This is a genomic window from Agaribacter flavus, assembly GCF_042646125.1.
In the GTDB taxonomy this organism is placed as follows: Bacteria; Pseudomonadota; Gammaproteobacteria; order Enterobacterales; family Alteromonadaceae; genus Glaciecola; species Glaciecola flavus.
Window position 1 is genome coordinate 84,093 of the sequence record NZ_JBHRSW010000047.1, and the last position, 21,889, is coordinate 105,981.

General features: G+C 43.3%; 19 protein-coding genes. 10 read left to right on the plus strand and 9 right to left on the minus strand.

The window, feature by feature from the left end:
• Positions 1–2: 2 nt before the first annotated feature.
• Complete coding sequence (locus ACFOHL_RS16035; RefSeq protein WP_376921248.1) at positions 3–1,250, minus strand: efflux RND transporter periplasmic adaptor subunit; 1,248 nt, start codon at positions 1,248–1,250, stop codon at positions 3–5.
• Between the two features lie 243 nt (positions 1,251–1,493).
• On the opposite strand from ACFOHL_RS16035, the gene ACFOHL_RS16040 reads away from it, so the two are divergent.
• The 9 genes from ACFOHL_RS16040 to ACFOHL_RS16080 all read left to right on the plus strand — a co-directional run bounded on the left by ACFOHL_RS16040 (position 1,494) and on the right by ACFOHL_RS16080 (position 12,357).
• On the plus strand, positions 1,494–2,876 hold the full coding sequence (locus tag ACFOHL_RS16040; protein ID WP_376921249.1) for a sigma-54-dependent transcriptional regulator: 1,383 nt from the start codon (positions 1,494–1,496) through the stop codon (positions 2,874–2,876).
• A gap of 2 nt (positions 2,877–2,878) precedes the next feature.
• Complete coding sequence (locus ACFOHL_RS16045) at positions 2,879–4,216, plus strand: sensor histidine kinase (protein WP_376921250.1); 1,338 nt, start codon at positions 2,879–2,881, stop codon at positions 4,214–4,216.
• Between the two features lie 149 nt (positions 4,217–4,365).
• Positions 4,366–5,655 (plus strand): NAD(P)/FAD-dependent oxidoreductase, encoded by a 1,290-nt coding sequence (locus ACFOHL_RS16050; protein ID WP_376921251.1) that lies wholly within the window; start codon positions 4,366–4,368, stop codon positions 5,653–5,655.
• Between the two features lie 216 nt (positions 5,656–5,871).
• Positions 5,872–6,636, plus strand: coding sequence for a molybdate ABC transporter substrate-binding protein (gene modA, locus ACFOHL_RS16055; RefSeq protein WP_376921252.1), 765 nt, complete (start codon positions 5,872–5,874; stop codon positions 6,634–6,636).
• The gene (modB, locus tag ACFOHL_RS16060; RefSeq protein WP_376921379.1) at positions 6,623–7,348 is read left to right on the plus strand and encodes a molybdate ABC transporter permease subunit; all 726 of its coding nucleotides are present in this window, start codon (positions 6,623–6,625) and stop codon (positions 7,346–7,348) included. Before modA ends, modB begins: the two co-directional genes overlap by 14 nt.
• Positions 7,348–8,406, plus strand: a complete 1,059-nt coding sequence (locus tag ACFOHL_RS16065; RefSeq protein ID WP_376921253.1) for an ATP-binding cassette domain-containing protein — start codon at positions 7,348–7,350, stop codon at positions 8,404–8,406. Before modB ends, ACFOHL_RS16065 begins: the two co-directional genes overlap by 1 nt.
• Before the next feature lie 224 nt (positions 8,407–8,630).
• Positions 8,631–9,884 (plus strand): HlyD family efflux transporter periplasmic adaptor subunit, encoded by a 1,254-nt coding sequence (locus tag ACFOHL_RS16070; RefSeq protein WP_376921254.1) that lies wholly within the window; start codon positions 8,631–8,633, stop codon positions 9,882–9,884.
• A 75-nt stretch (positions 9,885–9,959) separates the two neighbouring features.
• Complete coding sequence (locus ACFOHL_RS16075) at positions 9,960–10,247, plus strand: hypothetical protein (RefSeq protein ID WP_376921255.1); 288 nt, start codon at positions 9,960–9,962, stop codon at positions 10,245–10,247.
• Positions 10,248–10,266: 19 nt separating this feature from the next.
• The gene (locus ACFOHL_RS16080; protein WP_376921256.1) at positions 10,267–12,357 is read left to right on the plus strand and encodes a peptidase domain-containing ABC transporter; all 2,091 of its coding nucleotides are present in this window, start codon (positions 10,267–10,269) and stop codon (positions 12,355–12,357) included.
• Between the two features lie 63 nt (positions 12,358–12,420).
• On the opposite strand, the gene moaE is transcribed toward ACFOHL_RS16080, so the two are convergent.
• The 8 genes from moaE to ACFOHL_RS16120 all read right to left on the minus strand — a co-directional run bounded on the left by moaE (position 12,421) and on the right by ACFOHL_RS16120 (position 19,262).
• Positions 12,421–12,876 (minus strand): molybdopterin synthase catalytic subunit MoaE, encoded by a 456-nt coding sequence (moaE, locus tag ACFOHL_RS16085; protein WP_376921257.1) that lies wholly within the window; start codon positions 12,874–12,876, stop codon positions 12,421–12,423.
• Between the two features lies 1 nt (position 12,877).
• Positions 12,878–13,126 carry a molybdopterin converting factor subunit 1 gene (gene moaD / locus ACFOHL_RS16090; protein WP_376921258.1) on the minus strand — a complete coding sequence of 83 codons (249 nt, stop codon included), beginning with the start codon at positions 13,124–13,126 and terminating at the stop codon, positions 12,878–12,880.
• Between the two features lie 3 nt (positions 13,127–13,129).
• On the minus strand, positions 13,130–13,639 hold the full coding sequence (moaC, locus tag ACFOHL_RS16095; RefSeq protein ID WP_376921259.1) for a cyclic pyranopterin monophosphate synthase MoaC: 510 nt from the start codon (positions 13,637–13,639) through the stop codon (positions 13,130–13,132).
• Entirely contained in the window at positions 13,636–14,145 is a 510-nt protein-coding gene (gene moaB / locus ACFOHL_RS16100; protein WP_376921260.1) for a molybdenum cofactor biosynthesis protein B, read from the minus strand. Before moaB ends, moaC begins: the two co-directional genes overlap by 4 nt.
• Positions 14,142–14,711 carry a molybdenum cofactor guanylyltransferase gene (gene mobA, locus ACFOHL_RS16105; RefSeq protein WP_376921261.1) on the minus strand — a complete coding sequence of 190 codons (570 nt, stop codon included), beginning with the start codon at positions 14,709–14,711 and terminating at the stop codon, positions 14,142–14,144. The genes moaB and mobA overlap by 4 nt, the downstream gene beginning before the upstream one ends.
• Positions 14,711–15,682 (minus strand): GTP 3',8-cyclase MoaA, encoded by a 972-nt coding sequence (gene moaA, locus ACFOHL_RS16110; protein WP_376921262.1) that lies wholly within the window; start codon positions 15,680–15,682, stop codon positions 14,711–14,713. The genes mobA and moaA overlap by 1 nt, the downstream gene beginning before the upstream one ends.
• 326 nt (positions 15,683–16,008) lie before the next feature.
• Entirely contained in the window at positions 16,009–17,415 is a 1,407-nt protein-coding gene (locus ACFOHL_RS16115) for a DUF1501 domain-containing protein (RefSeq protein ID WP_376921263.1), read from the minus strand.
• 8 nt (positions 17,416–17,423) lie between these two features.
• Positions 17,424–19,262, minus strand: a complete 1,839-nt coding sequence (locus ACFOHL_RS16120; protein WP_376921264.1) for a DUF1800 domain-containing protein — start codon at positions 19,260–19,262, stop codon at positions 17,424–17,426.
• A 275-nt stretch (positions 19,263–19,537) separates the two neighbouring features.
• Here ACFOHL_RS16120 and ACFOHL_RS16125 point away from each other — a divergent pair, with 275 nt between their 5' ends.
• Positions 19,538–21,853, plus strand: coding sequence for a TonB-dependent receptor domain-containing protein (locus tag ACFOHL_RS16125; protein ID WP_376921265.1), 2,316 nt, complete (start codon positions 19,538–19,540; stop codon positions 21,851–21,853).
• The last annotated feature ends 36 nt before the right edge of the window (positions 21,854–21,889 follow it).

A 21,889-nucleotide genomic window follows, 5' to 3' on the forward strand; every position in this document is an offset into this window, starting at 1 on the left:
CTTTATTCGTCTTTGATTTGTAAGTTGTCTGCGTCTGGATAGTTTTTATAGTTGGATACGATGACGCGTTCGTTGACCTTTAATCCAGCCAAAATTTCAACTTGGCTGGGGGTTTGGCGGCCAATTTTTATGGCTCTTCGCACAGCTGTGTTGCTGCCATCTTCAATAACATATATCCACTTTCCTCCGGTTTGTTGCATAAAAGCGCCATTGTCGATGAGCAAGGTTTCGCTTGACTCACTGAGCGCTAACTTTGGTGTCAGTGTTTGTCCACGGCGGATGTTGTCTGGTGAGGTACCTACAAACACCAAGTCTACCTCGAATTCGCGATTGATAATCTTTGGGTAAATCTTGCTTAGAGACAGTGTGTACTGATGACCATTGAGTTCAGCTATGGCTTGTTGTCCTAGGGCTAGACGGTGTAGGTAGAACTCGCTGACAAACCCAGAGGCTTTGAAGTTAGTGATATCATCAATTTGACCCAAACGTTCTCCACGAGCGCGACTTTCGCCTAGTTCAATATCAAAAGATGTGAGTTGACCTGAACGCGGGGCTTTAACTAATAAATTTTCCAGATTGGCTCGCGCTATATCGAGGTTCTGCTCAAGCTGTTTGACACTTGTTTGAAGCTGCGTAATTTGTTCTTGTCGCAGCTGCTCCTCTTGCCCCTGACTTTCTATAATCAGTGCTTTTCGAGCATGTAAATAGTCAATTTCGTCTTGTAGCCTTTGCAAGGCTTCCTCGCTGAGGACGTCTTGCATATTTTTTCGTCGAGCCAGTTTCTTCGCTGCCAAAGTTATCTGGTAGTCTACGTCCATCAATTCTCGTTTTATCGTCAAGCGATAACGCTCAATGGCAAGTTTGGTATTGCGCAAGTTATTCAGTTGCTCGCTGACTTGGGCTTCACGTGATATGAGATCCAATTGTAAGGCTGTATTGCTCAATTTTAGTAAGGCTTGTCCTTGTTCAACATACGCCCCTTCTTCCACAAAAATGGCCTCAACACGACCGCCTTCAATCGCATCTAAGAACACGGTTTTTAAGGGCTCTATGCTGACTCTGAGTGGGATATAGTCCTCAAATTTTGCTATCTTAGCTTTTGAAGTGATCAGGCTCGAGGCTAGTATAGTGTGTGAACCTGTTTTTTGGGGTAAAAATAGCCATGCAAGGTATATGAGCAAAGCGATGACCAACACCGTGACTAAGTGCCGAGCAGAAAAACGCCTTGTCTTCTCTATTTTCTTATCCATTCTTGGTGTGTTTTTTGAATCAATTGAGTTAATAAGATATGTTGATAGCAGCCAATAACGTGCCATCAAGATATTTGTATATAAAACAAGTAATTAAATGTAGACTGGCTGATTTAAAGTGTACGGAATTAATATAGTAAGTGTTCGAAAACGTACACTTTTTATGGAAATGAAGTAGAGTAATACAGCTATCATTTGTTTAAGTGAGCATAGCCAATGCAAGCAAAAATACAGTGAGAGAAAATGAGTAAAGAAGAGGCGAACATTCTTGTTGTAGATGACGATGCAGATATTTTGTTTACCGCAGAGATGTTTTTGAAGCGTCATTTTGGCAAAATTTATACGCTAGATGACCCCAACAATATTGAAAATCTTCTCCTTACTTCGTCAATAGACCTCATACTGTTAGATATGAACTTTGCGCTAGGTTTGAACACGGGCGCCGAGGGATTGCATTGGCTTAAACGTATATTGTCAATCTCGCCTGATATGGTCGTGATCATGATGACCGCCTACGGTGACATTGGTTTGTCGGTAGAAGCAATAAAAGAGGGAGCCACGGACTTTGTATTAAAGCCATGGAAAAACGAAAAGTTACTCGCCAGTATTCATTCTGCCCTACTACTCAGTAAATCAAGGCAACAACTTGCTAGTCTACAAGTTAGCCAACAAGCCCTGCAAACACAAACCACATCACCGGAGATTATAGGTCAATCCGCTTCCCTTAAACGCTTGCTTAGACAGGTAGACAAAGTCGCTATAACCGAGGCCAACATACTAATTTTGGGAGAAAACGGTGTCGGAAAAGAGCTCATTGCACAGCAAATATACCGTCAATCTTCGCGCGCAAATCGCGTGATGTTGAGTGTCGATTTAGGTGCTGTGCCAGAGTCGCTGTTTGAGAGTGAGTTATTTGGTCACGTTAAAGGTGCTTTTACTGACGCACACTCTGATCGTCCCGGCCGATTTTTAGCAGCGTCTGGCGGTACTTTGTTTTTAGATGAAATAGGCAATTTACCTCTCCATTTGCAAGCCAAACTGTTACGGGCACTAGAGCAAAAATCCATATCACCTGTTGGCTCCGATCGAATGATACCCGTCGATGTGCGTTTAATTTGTGCGACAAATGCAAATTTAAAAGCTTTAGTAGAACAAGGCGATTTCCGCGCCGATTTGTATTACCGTATCAACACGGTTGAACTTGTCGTACCGCCATTGAGAGAACGAATTGACGACATTCGTTTGTTAATCGAACATTACATCCGACGCCATTGCAAAAAATACAAACTCGGCAGTAAGTCTATTGATACTGACGCATTTCAAGCGCTTTTAACATATCACTGGCCCGGAAATGTGAGAGAGTTAGCGCATACTATTGAACGCGCCTTAATAATGAGTGACAACGACGTTTTATTGGTAGACGATTTTGTATTGCCATCAAATACAAGTGCGAAACCGAGTAAAATACCGAGTGAATTATTATCTAATTGCAATTTATTAGAGCTAGAAGCCTTGGCGGTAAAACAAGTGCTAGACAAGTATCATGGCAATATTACGCAAAGTGCAAAAGAACTCGGGATCACCCGAGCAGCCTTGTATCGCCGAATGAAAAAGTTTGGTTTTTAAATATGTCTTTTCGTTGGCGTTACAGAAGTACTCTAATCGCTTTGTTAACTGTTTTTGCTGGGCTCGTTTGGGCTATTGCCTATGTCACGACACAAACTCAGTACTTCTTTACCTCAATTGTACTCGTTCTTGTGACTGTAGTTTTGGTCGTTTCACTCATTTACTTGTGGGAGCGGCAATTGCGAATTCTGAGCAATTTTTTCGAATCCGCGAAACAAGGAGACTTTACTCAAGGTTTTACCGAGAGTGGATTGGGACGTGAATTGGCAAATGAATTAAACAATTTGTCGCTTCACTTCCAACAGTCTGCCAGTGCACAGCGAGCAGAAATATCCTTGTTAACCAGCATCATTCGTCAAGCGCCAATTGCGATTATTACCTTTGACAATAAAGGACGAGTTCATATTTTTAATCAAGCAGCCTCAGTACTGCTCAATATCAAGGCTCCTTCTTCAGTAAATGAAATATTGATTGACGGACACACATTACTTGAAATTCTAAACCAAGACGTACTAGAGCAAAATACGATTAAGATCAGCCAAGATGGTATTGTGTTAAATCTGAAATTTTCGGTCTCTAGCGTGTTTTTGCTGGACTCAGAACAGAAAGTTGTCACCGTCGAAAATATTGGCAAACAAATTAACCAAGCCGAGTATGAAGCGTGGAGGAGCCTGATTGGTGTGCTCACTCATGAAATGATGAATTCAATCACGCCAATCGTGTCTCTTGCGGATAACTGCAAAGACATACTCAATCATAGTTCGTTGTTTGAAGCGTTAGACAATACTCTCCAGCGAGATTTAGAAGATGTGCAGCGAGCTGTTGCCACCATATCAAATCGCAGTCAGGGTATTATGAGTTTTGTTGATGGTTATAGACGACTGAGCAAAGTACCTCAACCTAAGAAAGAAAGCGTAGGTTTACAAGGTCTTATCCAAAGTGTTGTGGCTCTCTGTGGTGATGCAATGAGCAACAAGAACATTCGATATTGTAGTGAGGTTTTACCCACAGATTTAAAAATATTTGCGGATCATCAACTTGTAGAGCAAATCTTAATAAATTTACTCAACAATGCCATTGACGCCTGTGAAAAAAACGGTCAAATAAAGCTGAGGGGAAAGCTTCAAAAGAGCAATGTGATCGTAGAGATAATCGACGATGGTTGTGGCATGGATAGCCATGTGCTTACTCAAGTGTTTACACCATTTTATACCACTAAACGCACAGGCACAGGAATTGGTATGAGTTTGGTGCGTCAGATTATGTATGCGCATGGAGGACAAGTGACCCTGTCATCTGAGCGGAATAGAGGCACTAAAGTCAGTTTAGTTTTTCAATAAGTTTAGTGCGCACTTTGTAGTATAATTTCAACCGATCCTAATAGTTTTGTAATTGAATTCTGGATAGCGAATTCCTCGTTGCGAACGTCGTGCAAACTAAGCTTCGTGATGTTTGTTACCCCGAATTTAATTTATATATGGGTCAACTAATGAGTAAACAGATTGTAATTGTTGGAGGCGGCGCAGGTGGCTTAGAACTTGCCACTACTTTAGGACATAAATTCAAGAACACAGCATCGGTAGATGTATTATTAATTGATAAGTCTCCTTATCATATTTGGAAGCCACTTTTTCATGAAGTCGCAACCGGTTCGCTGGATGTGGACATGGATGGTGTAGACTATCGTGCGCATGCGGCAAACCATCATTTTGAGTTTCAACTGGGCGAGCTGTGTGGTTTAGTGCGAGAGCAAAAGTCTATCCAGATAAAGCCAATACAAAGTGATAATGGTGAGGAGCTAGTACCCGCACGAGAGGTGTCTTACGATATTTTGGTGCTGTCGATTGGCTCTATTACGAACGATTTTTCGACTCCTGGTGTAAAAGCCCACTGTTTAACCATCGATACCACTAGTCAGGCAGAAAATTTTCACAAGAAAATTTTGAATGAGTTTTTGAAAATTAAAGCATCGTCTGAACACAAACCACTGAAAATCAATATTATTGGGGGAGGGGCGACCGGTGTTGAGCTTTCAGCTGAGTTATTTAAGCTCACCGATTTAATTAAAACATACGGTTTTACCAAAATCAGCCGCCATTCCATAGAAGTCAATTTAATTGAGGCTTCCAGTCGTATTTTGCAAGCACTACCTGAGCGCATCTCAGATTCAGCTGCAAAAGTATTGGCTCAACTTGGTGTCAATGTACATGTTAACACCCAAGTAGAAGAAGTTACCGCAGGTGGTGTGATTATCAAAGATGGCAGCATAATTGAGTCGGATATTAACGTGTGGTGTGCCGGCGTAAAAGTATCTGAGCACTTTGCCTCTTTGGGCGGTTTGCAAACAAACAGGATCAATCAATTTGATGTTTTACCCACTTTGCAGTCGGTTTCTGACGACAGCGTGTTTGCGATCGGCGACTGTGCAAGCTTAAAGCAAGAAAACGGGCAATTTGTGCCCCCGCGAGCGCAATCCGCGCACCAAATGGCTGCAACCGCAGCAAAAAACATATGTAATTTAATTAATGGCAAAGCACTACAAAGTTTTGTTTACAAAGACAAAGGCTCACTGGTTTCATTTGCTGATTACACATCGATCGGTTTTCTGTCGAGTTTGGCGCATAAGCAAGTCTTTGTTGAGGGTTGGGTTGCACGAAATTTATATGTTTCGTTGTACCGGCTGCACCAAGCATCACTGCACGGCTACATCAAAATGTTGTTGCTCATGTTAGTAGGACGAATTAATCGTCGTTTAAGACCCAGAATGAAGCTGCATTGATTGTATCGCGCATTTGAGTCGTAAATTATGAGCGCAACGTGGTTTATTGTGCTCAATTTATCTTAACTACTTCATCTCAATGAGTATAATTATTGACATGATGGTTTGTATTTCTTTGTCGCGGATGCGGTTGTATTGACTAAATTAATGAAGCTAGTTAGGGAGGTGGTAAGCACTCGCTATCTATTTAATAATAAAAAAACAAGCGTAGCCAATATGCTACTGTTATCAATGTGCTTCGTCGCTAACCAAGGAATGACAACAGAAAAACAAGTGGCTAGCCAGCCACTGACCGTCGCTGTTGCAAGCAATTTCTATGCGCCTCTAAAATCTTTATTAGCCAAGGCTTCGGTATCAGAAACATTTGAAACAAAGCTCGTCGTGGGGTCGAGCGGAGCCTTATTTGCACAAGCTATCCATGGTGCGCCATTCGATATTTTTTTGGGAGCGGACAAAGCTAGACCGAGTCGTTTGGCTGAGACATTAGCGACGCATCATCGGCCGTTTACTTATGCATACGGGCATTTGGTTATTTATCCTGCTGACGATGACATTCAGCCAAGTGTACTCAATCAGGCAAGACGCGTTGCGATTGCCAACCCAAAACTCGCGCCATACGGACAGGCTGCCTTACATTTTATTGAGGCTCAAAAAATCAATATGCCAATACGTGTATTTGGCAATAACGTTTCTCAAGTTTTTCAATTTGCCGATACTGGCAATGTGGATTTTGCTATTACGGCGGAGTCTCTGCTAATACAGGCTTACAACTTGTCACAAGATAACAAATACAAACGATACTTTCGCTTACCTGACAATGCCTATCCAGTAATTGAGCAGCAAGGGCTTATTTTAGTATCGATTGAAGACAAAGAAAAACTGCGTGAGGCTGAGCGCTTGGTTCAATTCTTATTGTCTGATAAGGCGCAGATGTTTTTTTCCACACAGGGATACAGGCGAGTAGAAAATTCGCATGAATGACTATTCAGCACTGGGCTTAACCTTCACTTTAGCGAGTTTTACGGTAATTATTTTATTGCTAATGGGCTTGCCGCTTGCGTGGAGCTTAAGCCGGTATAAAGGTAAGTTTAAACCACTAATTGAAGCTACTATTGCCTTACCCTTAGTGCTGCCACCTACAGTATTGGGGTTTTATTTACTGCTTGCCTTCTCGCCTGACACATTTATAGGAGCTCTTTGGCTCAGCGTTACTGGTGAGCAATTTGTATTTAGTTTTGCTGGCATATTGGTGGGCTCGATTATTTACTCTATGCCTTTTGTATTTCAACCTTTAGTAGCCGCGTTTGAGCAACATGCGGAGACTACCATACAACGTGCAAGTACATTGGGTATTAGCCGCAGTAAAGCGGTAACCTTACTGCTGTTACCACAAATTAAACCCGCAATTGTTACTGCCATCACACTTGGTTTTGCACACACACTCGGCGAGTTCGGTTTGATTTTAATGATTGGGGGTAATATTCCTGGTGAAACCCAAGTGGTATCCATTGCTTTGTTCAACCATGTTGAAACCCTCAATTATACTAGTGCTCACAACTTGGCGATGGTATTGCTGGGCTTGAGTTTTATCATGTTGGCTCTGCTCTATCGTTTTAACCGCAATCAACCTAAATTGTTTGTTCGTCGCCAAAATAAAGACAAAGATTCGTCTACAGACAAGGGTTATCACTGATGTCAGTTTCGCTAAACTTCAGTGTTCGCGCTAGAGTGGGGCAGATGGATCTTGAGGCAACTACATCCATCGACTTGTCAGCCGGTGTAGTCGGCTTGATTGGCGAATCTGCTGCTGGTAAATCTTCCTTACTCAAAGTGCTTGCGGGTTTAAAACATACGGCACAAATGCGTGCAAGCTTTGAGGGTTGGACTTGGACGGCAACTAGCAAAGAAGCAGCGCCTTGTGTATACGTATCGAATACTTATACTTTGTTTGAGCATCTAACAGTCAGTGAGAACCTGCGTTTTATAGAAAAGCACTCAGTATATGCTCACTACTGTCGTATCCCGCTGGAGGGTTTGATTTCTCAGTTGCATTTGTCTTCTTTACTTAAAAAAATGCCGAGTGACCTGTCTGGTGGCGAAACGCAGCGCGTGTTGATTGCCCGTGCGCTACTATCTGGAAAGCCAATATTATTTTTAGACGAAGTATTCTCGGCACTGGACTGGCGTACTCGTCAGTACCTCATGCATTTGCTATCCATTTGGCACAAGGAATACAAGCGACACTTTGTTGTAGTGAGTCATTCTATGCAAGACCTAGCTTTTTGCTGCAGCAGTGCTGTGCTTATGCAAAAAGGGACACTAGGTAAGCAGACGGGTATCAATAGCGCCATACGCGAATACATCAATAAAGACTATGAAGGTTTATTTGCAAAGCTAGCGGTGAAATATCACAACACGAATACGGTGCACGGCGTACACGAATATCAAGTTGTCGAAAGCCAACAAAGCGTATTTCAAAAATGTGACGAACGCAGTCAAATTTTGCCCGAAAGTCTTCAATATATTCTTGTTGACGCCAACAAGGTCAGCTTGCGCTTTCCTCCGAGAGCCTTGAGCTCTATGCTAAATAGCTTGCAGGTAACAGTGAGTGATATCGAGCCACATAAGAACGGAGCCGTTATTCACTTGGACGTCGACGGACAAACTCTCTTTGCCGTTATCTCAAAAAAATCACTTGATTTAATGGCTGTCAAAGTGGGAGATGTATTGTTGGCAGAGTTTAAGGCTTAGGGTTAAACGCAAGAAATGGCTTGAAACTTGGCCAAAATTTGTCTGTGAAATACCCAGTAAGGTATAAACGTTAATTTAACCCCTAAAGGGTATAAATAATAGTGACATCATTTTCAGGTCTCAGGTACAGTTACCTACAGAGCTGACTATCATTATCATTCCTTCCATATTTAATCGGTAAGTAGTTCCGCACAAAGGGCATTGTGGACGAAGGAGTGTCAGTCATGCAAATGAGCAATGGATTGTTTCGCGAGAATGCGGTCAAGCATCAATCCGCAAAACTCGATGGTGAAGTTAACATTGCCCAACCATTGAGTAGTCAAATCTTATTGCTAAGTCTATTGATTGTTGTGGTGTTACTGGCGTTCTTCTTATTTAATGCTGATTTTAATCGCAAAGAGACGGTACAGGGCTATTTAAAGCCACAAAGTGGTTTAACCAAAGTATTGAGCCCTAGAGCAGGGATCATAAAGCAAATATTGGTAGAAAATGGGCAGGATGTCGAAAAGGGACAGGCCTTAATGCTACTGCAATCGACAACTTTGCTTGCTGATGGCCGCAGTTTATCTCAATTGCTTCATGTTGAAGTTGTGGAGCAAATAAATTCGGTGGCGGCTCGTAAACTCGAGCTAGCAGAGCAACAAAATATCCGGCGTGACAGCTATGAAAAACAGATTGCTTTTCATAAACAAGAAGTGGTCGAAAACGACAAGCAGCAGCAGATTTTAACGACGCGCTTTTCGCTACAACAGAGTCAATTGTCGCGTTTGCGAGTTCTGGCCCAAAATGGTGCAGTCACAAGAAGCGAGATACAAGCACAAGAAGACGCAGTGTTGAGTTTGCAGCAGCAGCTTTCTGCTTTGTCGTCTCAGCGGCAGCAGTTACTTCAACAAATCAACCAAGTTAGCAGTCAATTAGAACAACTCCCATCTGAAAACTTACAACAACTCGCCTTGTTAGATGCAGAGCATTCCCGCTTATTGCAACGCCAGTCTGAAGTGGCGTCCAGTGATGAACTGCTTATTGTGGCAACGAATGCAGGACGAATAACTAATTTAAGGCATTCGATAGGTCAAAGCATATCTGCACAAGTGCCTGTGGCGACGATATTGCCAAAAGACATGCCTTTAAAAGCGGTGTTGCTGGTACCGACCCGTGCTTTCGGATTTGTTGAAAAGGGTCAACAAACGCGATTGCGCTTCGATGCTTTTCCTCATCAGAGGTTTGGACTATTCGGTGGACAAATTGTTGAGGTAGCCAGACATATCGTGTTGCCGGGAGAGCTTGTATTGCCTGTAAACATACAAGAGCCCGTCTATCCAGTTGAAGTAGCGCTTTCAACGCAAGCTGTAAAGGCATATGGAAAGAGCATGAATTTGCAATCTGGCATGTTATTAAACGCAGATATCGTGCTTGAACAAAGGAGTTTGATTAGTTGGTTGTTTGAGCCTATTACGAGTTTAAAAGGGCGACTCTAAAACTCGTATATATCGTCAAAATGTTAGCAAGACAATGCTTTGTTTATAAAAAATTAACGAATCACGGAGAACGAAATGAACACAAATGGAAAGAAAGAAAATCAGTCTAACACCCCTGAGCTACAAGAGGTTTATCTTCAAGACGACCTGCAACAGGTTTGTGGTGGATTGACCTTAAAAGAAATTTCACATTTTGCTTTTGACGAGTTTGCGAAAACGGGTTTGTTTGACACTCAATCGTGGCAGAACTTCTTCTATGGCTATGGTCATTCTTTTGGCCCGTTGGCAACCACCATATTAATTGACCAAAAATTTTTAGCACAACAGTTCCCTGATACTTTTGCTTTTTTGATCCAACACTAAGGCTCTGTGGAGTATTGTTATGATTTATCAATCCGAAGCGGCGGAGTGTGGGTTGGCCTGTATGGCCATGCTTGCCGCTCACTACGGCCATAAGACCGATTTAAATACACTACGAAATCAATACAGCGTATCGTTTAAAGGGGCGAACTTGCAGCAGCTCATGCAACTAGCTGAGCAACTGAATATGTCTAGTAGAGCCCTTAAGCTTGATATCGATGAGCTAAAACATCTGAAGACACCGTGTATTTTACACTGGGATATGAATCATTTTGTTGTACTCAAGCGCGTGAAACGCAATAGCATTGTCTTACTTGATCCAGCTATGGGTGAGCGCGTAGTGCCGATGCAAGACGTTGATAAATCATTTACGGGTGTTGCGTTAGAAGTCACTCCCAGCAGCGAATTTACCAAAAAAGATGAACGGGTAAGATTGGGCTTACGATCATTTTGGAGCAAGGTAGAGGGGCTGATCCCTTCGTTGACAAAGTTGTTTGTCTTGTCTTTGCTGATGCAAATATTCATGATCGCCGCTCCATACTATACTCAACTTGTTGTGGATGAGGTCTTGATCAGCCATGACACCTCGCTACTGATTGTGCTTGCTTTAGGTTTTGGTTTTTTGATGCTTATACAGGCGCTAACGCAAACCTTTCGAAGTTGGGTTGTCCTGCATTTGAGTTCGACAATGAGTGTGCAAATGTCCACTAATCTAATGCGGCATTTGGTACATTTACCTCTGAGCTATTTTGACAAGCGTCACATTGGAGATGTGGTCTCTCGTTTTGGTTCCCTAGGTGCGATTCGTGACTTGCTCACCAACAAGCTCGTGGAGGGTGTAATCGACGGCTTAATGTCAATCGCCGTATTAACAATGATGTTCTTTTACGATGCTACGCTTGCCTTTGTGGTTATCGGTGTTGTACTTGTATACGGCTTACTGCGTTTTGCCTTGTATAAGCCTCTTCACCAACTGACCGAAACCAGCATCATGGCCTCTGCAAAAGAACAGAGCAATTTTATGGAAACCGTGCGCGGTATGCAGAGTATTAAGCTGTTTGGTCAACAGACTCAGCGCTTGAACTTGTGGCAAAACCGATACGCCGAGGCCGTAAATCAAGAATATAAGTTGGGCAAGTGGGGCATTTCCTATGAAACTATCAATACCTTGTTGTTTGGTGCAGAAAACATATTGATCGTTTACCTAGCGGCAAAAGCAGTCATAGCCGGTGACATCAGTGTAGGTATGCTATTCGCATTTATGGCTTACAAAAATCAGTTTACAAGCAGGATGTCAGCATTGATTGGCAATGTGATTGACATCAAAATGACGAGCTTACATTTACATCGTGTTGCAGATATTGCGCTAACTGAAAAAGAAAGTGAGGGGGCGAATGTACAGTTCAGAGACGTATCTGGTCAGCTAAGTATAAATAAGCTTAAGTTTAGATATGCGGATAATGAGCCTCTTCTATTCGATGACTTGTCGATTGATATTGAAGCGGGTAGTCATATTGCCATTATAGGCCCGTCGGGAACCGGTAAAACGACCTTAATGAAGCTCATGCTAGGTTTGCTTTCACCCGAGAGTGGAAAAGTAATGGCAGATAGTATTGATATTAATAGTTTGGGGCTTAAGCACTATCGTTCTCAAGTGGGAGCGGTGATGCAAGAAGATCAATTGATGACCGGTACATTAGCAGAAAACATCAGTTTTTTTGACCCAAACATGGACTTGCAGCGTGTAGTTGAAGCAGCGCAATTAGCTGGGATTCATCAGGATATTTCGGCCATGAATATGGCGTATAACTCACTAGTTGGTGACATGGGCAGTGCATTATCTGGGGGGCAAAAACAGCGTTTGATGTTAGCTCGTGCCCTATATAGGCAGCCCAAACTCTTGCTGTTGGACGAAGCAACGAGTCACCTCGACCCCGGTTTGGAGTACTACGTTAACCAAGCACTCCAAACTCTTAAAATGACGCGAATTGTGATTGCACATCGAACCGAGACTATCTTAAATGCTGATATCATTTACCAACTTAGCGAAGGAAAGTTGGTTGATATCACCGAACAGTATCGTAGCGCTTATCAAGTAAAAGCGGCCAGTTAACCCTGCTAAATTTCATTGCTGAAAGACGCACAATCTATCTTTTAGCAATTGGGTATAACCCTATTACCAACGTTTAGCCGCTTGCGTATCTTTAGCATTGGCTGTGACCCAGCGTTGCCCTGAATGAGTAAGCTCTTTTTTCCAAAAAGGCGCTTGTGTTTTTAGGTAGTCCATAATGAATTGCGCCGCTTCAAAGGCTTGCTCCCTATGGGGCGAGCTAACACCAACAAAGACGATTTGATCGTTCACCAGCAGCTCGCCGATACGGTGTATCACTTTTACTTTCCCCAGTTGCCACCGCTGGTGAGCAGTTGTCACGATATCGAGTAAGGCGCGCTCAGTCATGCCTGCATAGTGTTCAAGGCTGAGCCCCCTAATTTTGTGGCCTTGATTAAAATCTCTAACCAAGCCAGTGAACATAACAACCGCGCCGTCTGCTGTGTTGTCCTGAACAAGTGCTTGATATTCTAGACCTACATCAAAGTCTTTTACTTGTACCTTAATGAGCGAATTTGTCACCTTAACCACCTGTGACCGGTGGAAAAAATGCAATTTCGTCGCTATTGCGAATAAGCGTATCTTTGCCACAAACCGTTTGATTCACGGCAATAAGTACGTCATTCGCTTGAATGGCAGCGTGCCAATTTGGATTTTTGTTGGAAAGGAGTGTGATCAAGTCCTCAACACTCGCGTTCTCCGGTAAGTCTATTTCGATTTCTGCGCAATCTAGCGTTTCTCTTAAAGAGGCAAAAAATTTTACAACCGCCATAGTTTACACGTCACTTGATGGCTCTGAGATAAGGGTATCTGGATGCTGCCATTCACCTGTTTTACCTCCAGTTTTTCTTAATACGCGAATGCCCTCAATGCGCATAGCAGGATCAGAAGCTTTACACATATCAAACAGTGTGAGTAAAGCGACATTGACGGCAGTCAGCGCTTCCATTTCTACGCCAGTTTTGCCAGACAATTTGCATAGAGACTGCACGCGCAAACGCGCATTTTTTTCGTCTATCTCTATCGTTACATCGACTTTTGATAGCATCAAAGGATGGCACAAAGGAATAAGATTGCTGCATTGTTTGGCAGCCATGATGCCCGCAATTTTTGCCGTAGTAAGTACATCACCTTTTTTGTTCTGTTGTTGGACAATTTCCTGCATGGTCACCAAATTAATATAGATGTAACCTTCGGCGACCGCTTCTCTACTGGTGATAGCCTTATCACCCACATCGACCATGTTGGCCTTACCATGTTGATCAATATGCGAGAGTTTACTCACTTTTGACCTCGGGATAATAGATGCCCAACAAAGTTGCAAGGCTTATGAGTGCTGTCGAGTTGTGGCGCAATCAATGCCCATCCAGTTTTACAGGCGCCAGTAGAGCCAGGTAAACAAAATATCGCAGTATAATTAGACAAGCCAGCAAACGCTCTACTTTGAATTGTCGATGTGCCAATTTCTTCGTAGCTTTTGGCTCGAAACAACTCACCAAAACCGTCTACTGTTTTATCGAATAGTGGGCTGATAGCTTCTGGCGTAGAATCTCTAGCGGTAAAGCCCGTACCTCCGGTAGTCACAATCGCGGTAATCGTTGGATCAGCGATCCATTTTGAAATCACCGCTCGCATTTGATAAATGTCATCTTTTACGATTGCCTTGACTGACACAAGGTGACCATCTTTTTCAATGGCTTCAACAAGGTATTTTCCACTTGTATCGGTTTCTTCATTGCGCGTATCAGAAACAGTCAATACGCCAATATTTAGTGCGGTTTTTTCACTCACTTTGTTTCCTTGTTACTTTGTTGTGCTTTTGCCCGTGCATAGTCGCTCGGCCTGTTAATGTTAATCCATTCTGAAGAAGAATTATCTAGTTTTTCTGCGCGAATAGCGCGGAATAACTCGCGTAACGACGGGCCTCTGCTATTTGGGTCACTGAGTACCTCGTCTAGCCACTGTTTTGCAGTGCTTGTATCGTATATTAGCGTAGGCAAGTACAGATTTTGATAGTAAACACTGGTTTGATACCGAAGGCCATAAACAATGAGTGCATCTAACGCTTGTTGGGGAATAAATGGGGTATCGACCGCACTCACAAGAAGGGGGGCCGAGGAGAGATCAAATTTCTCATGAGATAGCGCAGCATGAATACCTGCAGTTGGGCCTTTTTCAGAATAAATATCTTTGATGCTATTCGAAAACTTGGGATGATTAACCAATACATGTGTGCAACCACAAGTGGTAAGCAATTGCTGACTAAGGGTGATTAGGGTCTTGCCGTTAATGCTTAATAGGGCTTTGTCTTCTCCCATGCGACTGGACTTTCCGCCAGCTAAAATCAAGCCGTTCATTAACCACCAAGCATCGCCAAGTGACTGGTAGCGCCAGTAAATCTATCGTGCAATTCATGTGATAGTTTTTTAATACCCATAGCGTTTTTAAGCGCATCTTTTGTACCCTTAACATCACCTGAAATAAGATGTTGACGCAGTGAGATGCCTTTTTCTGCGAACAGGCACAAATGCAGCTTGCCTAGAGCTGAAACGCGTAAGCGATTGCAAGTGCTGCAAAAGTCTTTTGAATAGGGCATGATAAGGCCTATGCTGCCTTTGTAATCGGGGTGTTCATACACTTTTGCCGGCCCTGCGAGTGTATCGCGTGACTTTTCTGTCCACCCTCTCGAAAAAAGTTGCGTTTGAATATATGCACCTGACAAGTGATTTTGCTCGAAGTACGCGGCGTTATCGCCCGTTTCCATCAATTCGATGAAACGAATAGAGATGTCTCGGTTTTTTACATACTTATAAAACGCGTCTAGTTGGGTAGGTGTATAATGCTTTAGTAACACTGCATTCAACTTGACTTCTTTTAAGCCAAGCTCTACCGCTTTATCGATTCCCTCAAGAATACTTTGTAGTTGCTTGGAGCCGGTAATACTCTCGAAGGCACGAGGATCTAAACTATCAATGCTTACATTTAAATGGCTTAAACCGGCGTCAAACCATTGCTGAATATCTCGTCGAAGCTTGTAGCCGTTGGTAGTTAGCGCAACGCGCTCGATGCCTTGTGTATTGGCACAGTATTCGATGATTTCGGGCAAGTCTTTTCTTAAACTTGGTTCGCCACCAGTGATGCGGATCTTTTTTGTGCCTAATTCTGCAAAGGCTTGAACCAAGGTTTTGATTTCAAGCATGGAGAGAAAATCTCGAGAGGAGCCACACTGGTAGCCATCGGGTAAACAATAGTCGCACCGAAAGTTACACACATCAGTAATGGACAAGCGCAAATACTCGAATTTACGCCCAAAATTATCGCTTAACATCTAATCTCCATAAACCACCCCACGTTTCAATATTAATGAAAATCAATGTTAAAACAACACCGCGAAAACTAAGGTTATTTGAAACATAAAGCAGACTTCGCATTGGAGCCACTATTCGATACAAAATTTGTTTTTCAAGGATGAAAAACCAAAGCGTATATGGAAATACTTGCCGCGATTTTGTATTGAATAGTGGCTCCAATGCGATGCCTACTCGATGCTCGACTGCCAAAGTCAAAAAGCGCAAAGATGTTACCACATTCGAGCATTATCAGCATCATCGGCAAGCTAACTTATCCTGAGCCGAATTAACTAACTTGAAAACCTCAAATAAAATTAAGCATGCCAGTTGGGAAGTTCTGCAAATTGGGAAATGTCTTTTCGATTTCGTCGGCACTCAAGCCAAACCAGCGTCCCAAAGGTGCGGCAAATTGTTCAATCGAGGTACTTGGAATTAAACGACCGTTCCCCGCATCCTGCTCATGTTCAAAGGTTGGGGGAGGAATTTCACCAAATATTTGCTGCCCAATTACCGCGTCACCAATCACAAAATGATGGCCTCCCCAGCCGTGATCCGTGCCATCTCCATTGACTGTCAGCGTTCTGCCAAAATCTGAGGCAGTGAACAAAGTCACTTGAGAGCCTAGCCCCATTTCTTGTATAGACCGGTAGAAAGCATCGATGCTTTCGTCCACTTGATTTAGCAATGAAGGCAAGCTTGTTGCTTGGTCAGAATGCGTATCAAAATTGCCAATACCAACAAAAAATACCTGCCGTTTGACCTCCAGTTGGTCGCGTATGGCGATACTTTCGGCAATTACCCTGAGTTGCTGCCCCAATGGAGAAGTGGGGAAGGGAGTGATGAGGCCGTCTGCATTGAGTTTTGAGCGATTATACTGCTCGTTGGTGAGCAAAGAGTTTTGCATTAAGCGCAAAACATCTTGTCTGATTAAATGTTCACTGCTGCCAACTTCCCCTGCGAAGTGTTGGCGTAAGCTATTATATAAGCCCTGCCCAACGTTGTCTTGCGCGTTGGCAAATTGTTGTAGCAGTTGATTGCTAGCGGCACCTTGTGTGCTGATTTGATAAGGTTGGGCTCGTTTTCCGGTCAAAAACAAGGCGTCCGCGCTACTACTTATAGTTGAAAAATCAACACTTTGGCTTGGGTTTCTCGTGATGGCTGCGTCGGCAAACAAACCACCCCAACCAAATTGCGCACCCTCGGGGGCGCTTGCTTGCCAAACAGACTGCTGATCATTGTGTGAGAATAAACGCGGCGGCAATAATACACTACTTTCCATAAAGCTCTGACGGTTTGTTGGCGCAATAAGTGGCCCTACATTCCCGATAATCGCCGCGCTACCTGTATCAAAAAGTTGTTTGATTCTGCCGAGTTCCGGTGGCAGCGCAAAGCGTCTCTCGCCAAACGAAGCTTGGTTAATCGGGTTGAGTGGTAATAAATTTTCCCGCGCGCGCTGAGTGCCTTGAGCTGTCAAAAGGCTTTGTCTTATAGAAGCATATTGCTGCCAACTTGCTTGATCATATGGTAATACAACCTCGTGATTGTCTATACCACCAAATAAAAATACGCAGACTAGGGCTTTATAGTCGTCATTCGTTTGGGCATGTGCGCTAAATGAGCGCAAAGATTGTGACACAGCACCCAGACTAGCAATTGATAGTGCGCTGGCACTGGTGGCCTTTATAAAATCACGTCGATTTAATTTCCGCATAATTTGTCCTATGTTTGCACTATGTAGTCGGGTGAGGTCAAGGTCATAATGATTGCAAACATGACTCTAAGTTCTGCGCCATCATTCTCAATAGGAAGCAAAGATACAGTATCGATGATATGTTGTTTGGTTTCGGCTGACATTTGATTATTCGTAAGTACCAGATCTAATCGTTCTAACAAGGCAGGTAAATCCTCAGCGAGTGCTATTTCGTCAGTGTAGTCGGCAACAAAGCTGTCTAGCGCATTTCGCGCATCTAGGTCAACTTGGTCTTGGTCGTATTCTTGTTGTATTTCAGCCAATTCGTCGTCATCCAAATCTGCGTGCCCACCTGTGACGAACCAAGCCATAAAGTTACTAAAGCCTGGGATGGTTGAGGCGTTCATTATCTGCAACTCCGGCACCGTTAATGCTTGGTCGCCGGTAATACTATTTGGTGCAATGTAGCCAGGTCGATAAAAGTTGAATACAGAGCGAGGCCGAATTGGATGTTGCCCCAGTGCTCCCGATCCACTGGTGTACCACAAGGGGATGGTAAATTCAGGTGTTACATTTTCGACCTTAAACGCCCTTGCCCAATGAGCAAAGCGGATAACTGGCTCTCGTATTTTTCCAAAGCTATTGGCTGTAGCTGTTGGTAAGTTTTCATCGCGTGCATTGGGATCAAACAAAATTGCGGCGATAGTGGCTTTTAAATCGCCCTTGCGTCGTTCGCCCACTGTACGACCATCGGGTAAGGTAAACTGACCTTGCTCAAATGCCCTTGCCACGCGCTCGACATATTCTGGTTGTGGGTGGCTAGTGGTAAAGCGTTGGATCAATTGGCGGCTAATAAAAGGTGCGACGCTCGCTTGCGACATAATGTGATCCAAGGCCATATCAATACTGCGAGTGACATCTGTATTAGGCGGAATATTCAGGCCTAAGAAAGATTTTTCTGATGTCGAATGGTTTTCTGGGTATGTTGCCAAGGGGATACTATACAACTTAGCTCGTTGAGTAAAAAAGTCGTCTTGTCTATTTGCGCGAGCAAAATCAAGGTGTAAACCGGTAAATACTTTCGCTAGGCCTGTAATATCCTCATTGTCGTATAATTCAATGACTTGATTGTCACTGTTAGTCGCTAGGGTACCGTCCATTTCTAAGGCTAAAAGTCCAATGCTAAAAAGCTGGAGCAATTCACGCGCGTAGTTTTCGTCCGGCACACGTCCAGTGGTAGGGTCCCCTTTTTCGTTTCCTAAGTAAGTGAGGTAATTTGCCATTGCAGGGGAATAGCTAATGGCTTCAAGGAGATCGCGGTAGTTACCAAAAGCATGCTCATTCAGGATGTCTAAGTAGTAACCGACGGCTTCTGGTACATCGTGTAACACATCGCCGCCATTGCTCGACACCACGAGTAGTTGTGATAAGGCAAATACCATACGTTGACGTAGTTGATCCTCACCTTCTATCGCACTTTTCCAAAAGGTAAATGTAGTGGTGGCGGATGAAAAGCGGTTTTGTTCGTTGTTTGCTACGCGCGTTTTGTAATCGGCGATTCTCGGCAAGTGAGGTTCGATGGGCAGCTCAAATTGCCTGATTATCCAATCGGAGGCAGAGCTGTCTGTCAACTCAATAATTTCTTCATACTTTGGGCCAAAGCTTGCCTGACTCAAAAAGCGCGCCGTTTTTGTCGTGCTTGAAAATGTCGTATCGACAATTGGCTCAGGTGCGGGCGGCGCAGGTGGCGGGCTAACCGGTGGCGTTGGAGCATCACTCCCACCGCCCCCACAGGCGAGCAAGGTAAAAATTAAACCGAGTAACCCTAAAAGTCGCAGCGCAGGTTTACTTTTATTTAGCTGATGCATCTGAGTCATTTCCAGAAACATTTTAACAATGTCTCATTTAGGACAAGTAAATTTACAATAGATTTCATTTTTTGTTGATGATGTTGTGCACGGTCAATATTGTGAACTTCAATGCATTAAACGTACCAAATATTTTGAAATATTTTCTTAACTAAATAGTCATTTATTTGAAAAAAATACGTAAAAAATCATTCATTTAAACGTCACCGAAAATTCATCCTCCTTCTCTAATGTGTGCGCCAAATATTTGAGTACGCTTCTTAGGGAACAATAACATGAATAGTAAAAAAACGTATTTGGCTTTAGTTGTCGCCACGGTGTTTTCTCAGCACGCTTATGCAGAATCGAGTGAGGCAGGTGAAGCAGAAGTTGAACAAATCTCAGTTGTTGGCAAAAGCACAACATTCGCAAACAGTGCTGCTAACCAGTCAATGATTGATCAGCAGTCTAATATTTCTAGCGTGTTGGCGGTTATTGATAACCTACCTGGTGTATTAATTAACGAAGGTGATACATTTGGTGCGGATGATTGGTCAACATCCATATCAATTCGCGGATTCCAAGTGGACTTGAGCCAACAACAAATAGGTATCACTATTGATGGTATCGCTAATGGGAATTCAAACTATGGCGGTGGCGCAAAGGCCAATCGCTATATTGATACTGAAAATCTAGGTTCAGTCGAAGTAGCGCAAGGTACAGCGGATATATCTTCTCGTTCCAATGAGGCACTTGGCGGCACGATTGATTTCACTACCTATGATCCATCTGATACAGAGCAAGTCTTAACCAGCTTAAGCATTGGTGATTTTGGTGCGCAAAAGTATTTTGTCAGGTATGAAACGGGTGAAATTTTCAAAGATACTTACGCTTGGGTCAGTGTGTCGTCCCGTGAAAGTACGGATTGGATGGACGGGGTAGCTGAAAATCAGGGTGATCATTTAGCAGCAAAACTGATATCTATGACAGACAGTGGTGAAATTACGGCATACTTGTCATATGACGATGTGCACGAAGATAACTATCAAAGGATCTACGGGCTAGAACAATATGCACAAAATCCTGAATGGGATCAGCTAACCAGTGACTGGTCAGGTATTCCTTATGTCGATCAGGCTTATCGTCGCGGCTGGTCTACCTTACGAGAGAATTTATTTGGCTATTTACAAGGTGAGTGGGACTTAGAATCACTCAGTGTCAAAGCCAATGTTTATTTCCACCAAAATGAAGGGCGAGGAGATTGGGTACCGCCATATATCGTGGATGTGGTAGACGATGGAGCAGCCGGTCATTCAGAGCTTATTGGTGGCAATGTTGTCAACGGTGGCGCGCCACTCGGACAAATTTATTTTGTTGATGCAAATGGCAATGCTTTAGGCCCTCTTGAAGCTTGTGAAAGCTCTTTAACCTTCCCCTACGGCGGTGGCGGTCCACAGTTTGATCCAGCATGTCATGAAGACAATGCGATACCTGTTGGCTCATACAGGCATACGCACTACCAAAAAGATCGCTATGGCTTTAACGCCGACTTTATTTGGGAAACGCAGATCGGTGAGTTTAATAACACACTTCGTGGCGGCTTTTGGTATGAGGATTACAATCGCGAAGAATTCCGCGACTGGCATAAAATCATCGATTCAACGTCGTCTTTCCGTTTTGACCATCGACCTTACTGGGTACAGTATGACCGCGAGTTTCCTGTAGAAACTATCATGTACTACCTGCAAAACGAAATTGACTTTGACTTTGCTAAAGTGTCGTTCGGCCTTAAGCAATTCAACGTGGATGTAAAGAAGAACGACAATTTCAATGCCGCTAACAACTTGTCTGTTTCATCTGACTCTGACGCTTTGTTGTCCTTGGGTATCGTTGCGCCGATTTCGGATAGCATAGAAGTATTCGCTGGCTATCAAGAAAACTTTGCCGCTATCAAAGATGCGGTACTTGAGCGTGATGATGCAGATGTCAGCTTAGTTGAGCCTGAGACAGCAGAGAACATTGATTTAGGTTTGCGCTATGTGGGTGATAACTTAAACGCTAGCCTGACTTACTACAGCATCGAATTTGACAACCGCATTCGTTTTGTAAGCAATGAAACCGTTGATGGCATTGACTTTTTAGAGTCGGCTGCAGGTGGATTCATCAATGACGGTGGTGTGGAGTCGACAGGTATCGAAGCGTCGTTAAACTACCGAATTACTGATAACTGGTCTTTCTACACCTCATTTACTTTGAACGATTCGGAATATACAGATGCTGAAATTGCAGGTAACACCGTGCTTGGCTCAGCAGAAGAGCTGTATGTTTTTAGCTTTGACTGGGCAAAAGAAGACTACTTTGCTGGCTTGAGCACGAAATACGTTGGCGACCGTTTCTTGAACCAAGAGAATACTGTAGAAATCGACGGTTACACGCTGAGCGATTTATACATCGGTGCTAACGTGGATTTGTCTGAAGGTATGAAAAACATCAATGTTCGCCTTACTGTCAACAACTTGTTCGATGAAAACTATCTCGGCACTGTTGCCTCAAATGCTGCTTGGTTGGGTGCACCAAGAACGGCTGTTATCAATATTCAAATGGCATTTTAGTTTGAAACTTACTTCCCTCAACGAGTTAGACGGCGT

Bases quoted from the DNA above. Each gene is read 5' to 3' on its own strand.
- ACFOHL_RS16045 (WP_376921250.1), top strand. From the start codon at position 2,879: ATGTCTTTTCGTTGGCGTTACAGAAGTACTCTAATCGCTTTGTTAACT.
- ACFOHL_RS16120 (WP_376921264.1), bottom strand. From the start codon at position 19,262: ATGCATCAGCTAAATAAAAGTAAACCTGCGCTGCGACTTTTAGGGTTA.
- ACFOHL_RS16035 (WP_376921248.1), bottom strand. From the start codon at position 1,250: ATGGATAAGAAAATAGAGAAGACAAGGCGTTTTTCTGCTCGGCACTTA.
- ACFOHL_RS16070 (WP_376921254.1), top strand. From the start codon at position 8,631: ATGCAAATGAGCAATGGATTGTTTCGCGAGAATGCGGTCAAGCATCAA.
- ACFOHL_RS16050 (WP_376921251.1), top strand. From the start codon at position 4,366: ATGAGTAAACAGATTGTAATTGTTGGAGGCGGCGCAGGTGGCTTAGAA.
- moaA (WP_376921262.1), bottom strand. From the start codon at position 15,682: ATGTTAAGCGATAATTTTGGGCGTAAATTCGAGTATTTGCGCTTGTCC.
- ACFOHL_RS16115 (WP_376921263.1), bottom strand. From the start codon at position 17,415: ATGCGGAAATTAAATCGACGTGATTTTATAAAGGCCACCAGTGCCAGC.
- mobA (WP_376921261.1), bottom strand. From the start codon at position 14,711: ATGAACGGCTTGATTTTAGCTGGCGGAAAGTCCAGTCGCATGGGAGAA.
- ACFOHL_RS16065 (WP_376921253.1), top strand. From the start codon at position 7,348: ATGTCAGTTTCGCTAAACTTCAGTGTTCGCGCTAGAGTGGGGCAGATG.
- ACFOHL_RS16080 (WP_376921256.1), top strand. From the start codon at position 10,267: ATGATTTATCAATCCGAAGCGGCGGAGTGTGGGTTGGCCTGTATGGCC.
- ACFOHL_RS16125 (WP_376921265.1), top strand. From the start codon at position 19,538: ATGAATAGTAAAAAAACGTATTTGGCTTTAGTTGTCGCCACGGTGTTT.
- modA (WP_376921252.1), top strand. From the start codon at position 5,872: ATGCTACTGTTATCAATGTGCTTCGTCGCTAACCAAGGAATGACAACA.
- moaD (WP_376921258.1), bottom strand. From the start codon at position 13,126: ATGGCGGTTGTAAAATTTTTTGCCTCTTTAAGAGAAACGCTAGATTGC.
- ACFOHL_RS16075 (WP_376921255.1), top strand. From the start codon at position 9,960: ATGAACACAAATGGAAAGAAAGAAAATCAGTCTAACACCCCTGAGCTA.
- ACFOHL_RS16040 (WP_376921249.1), top strand. From the start codon at position 1,494: ATGAGTAAAGAAGAGGCGAACATTCTTGTTGTAGATGACGATGCAGAT.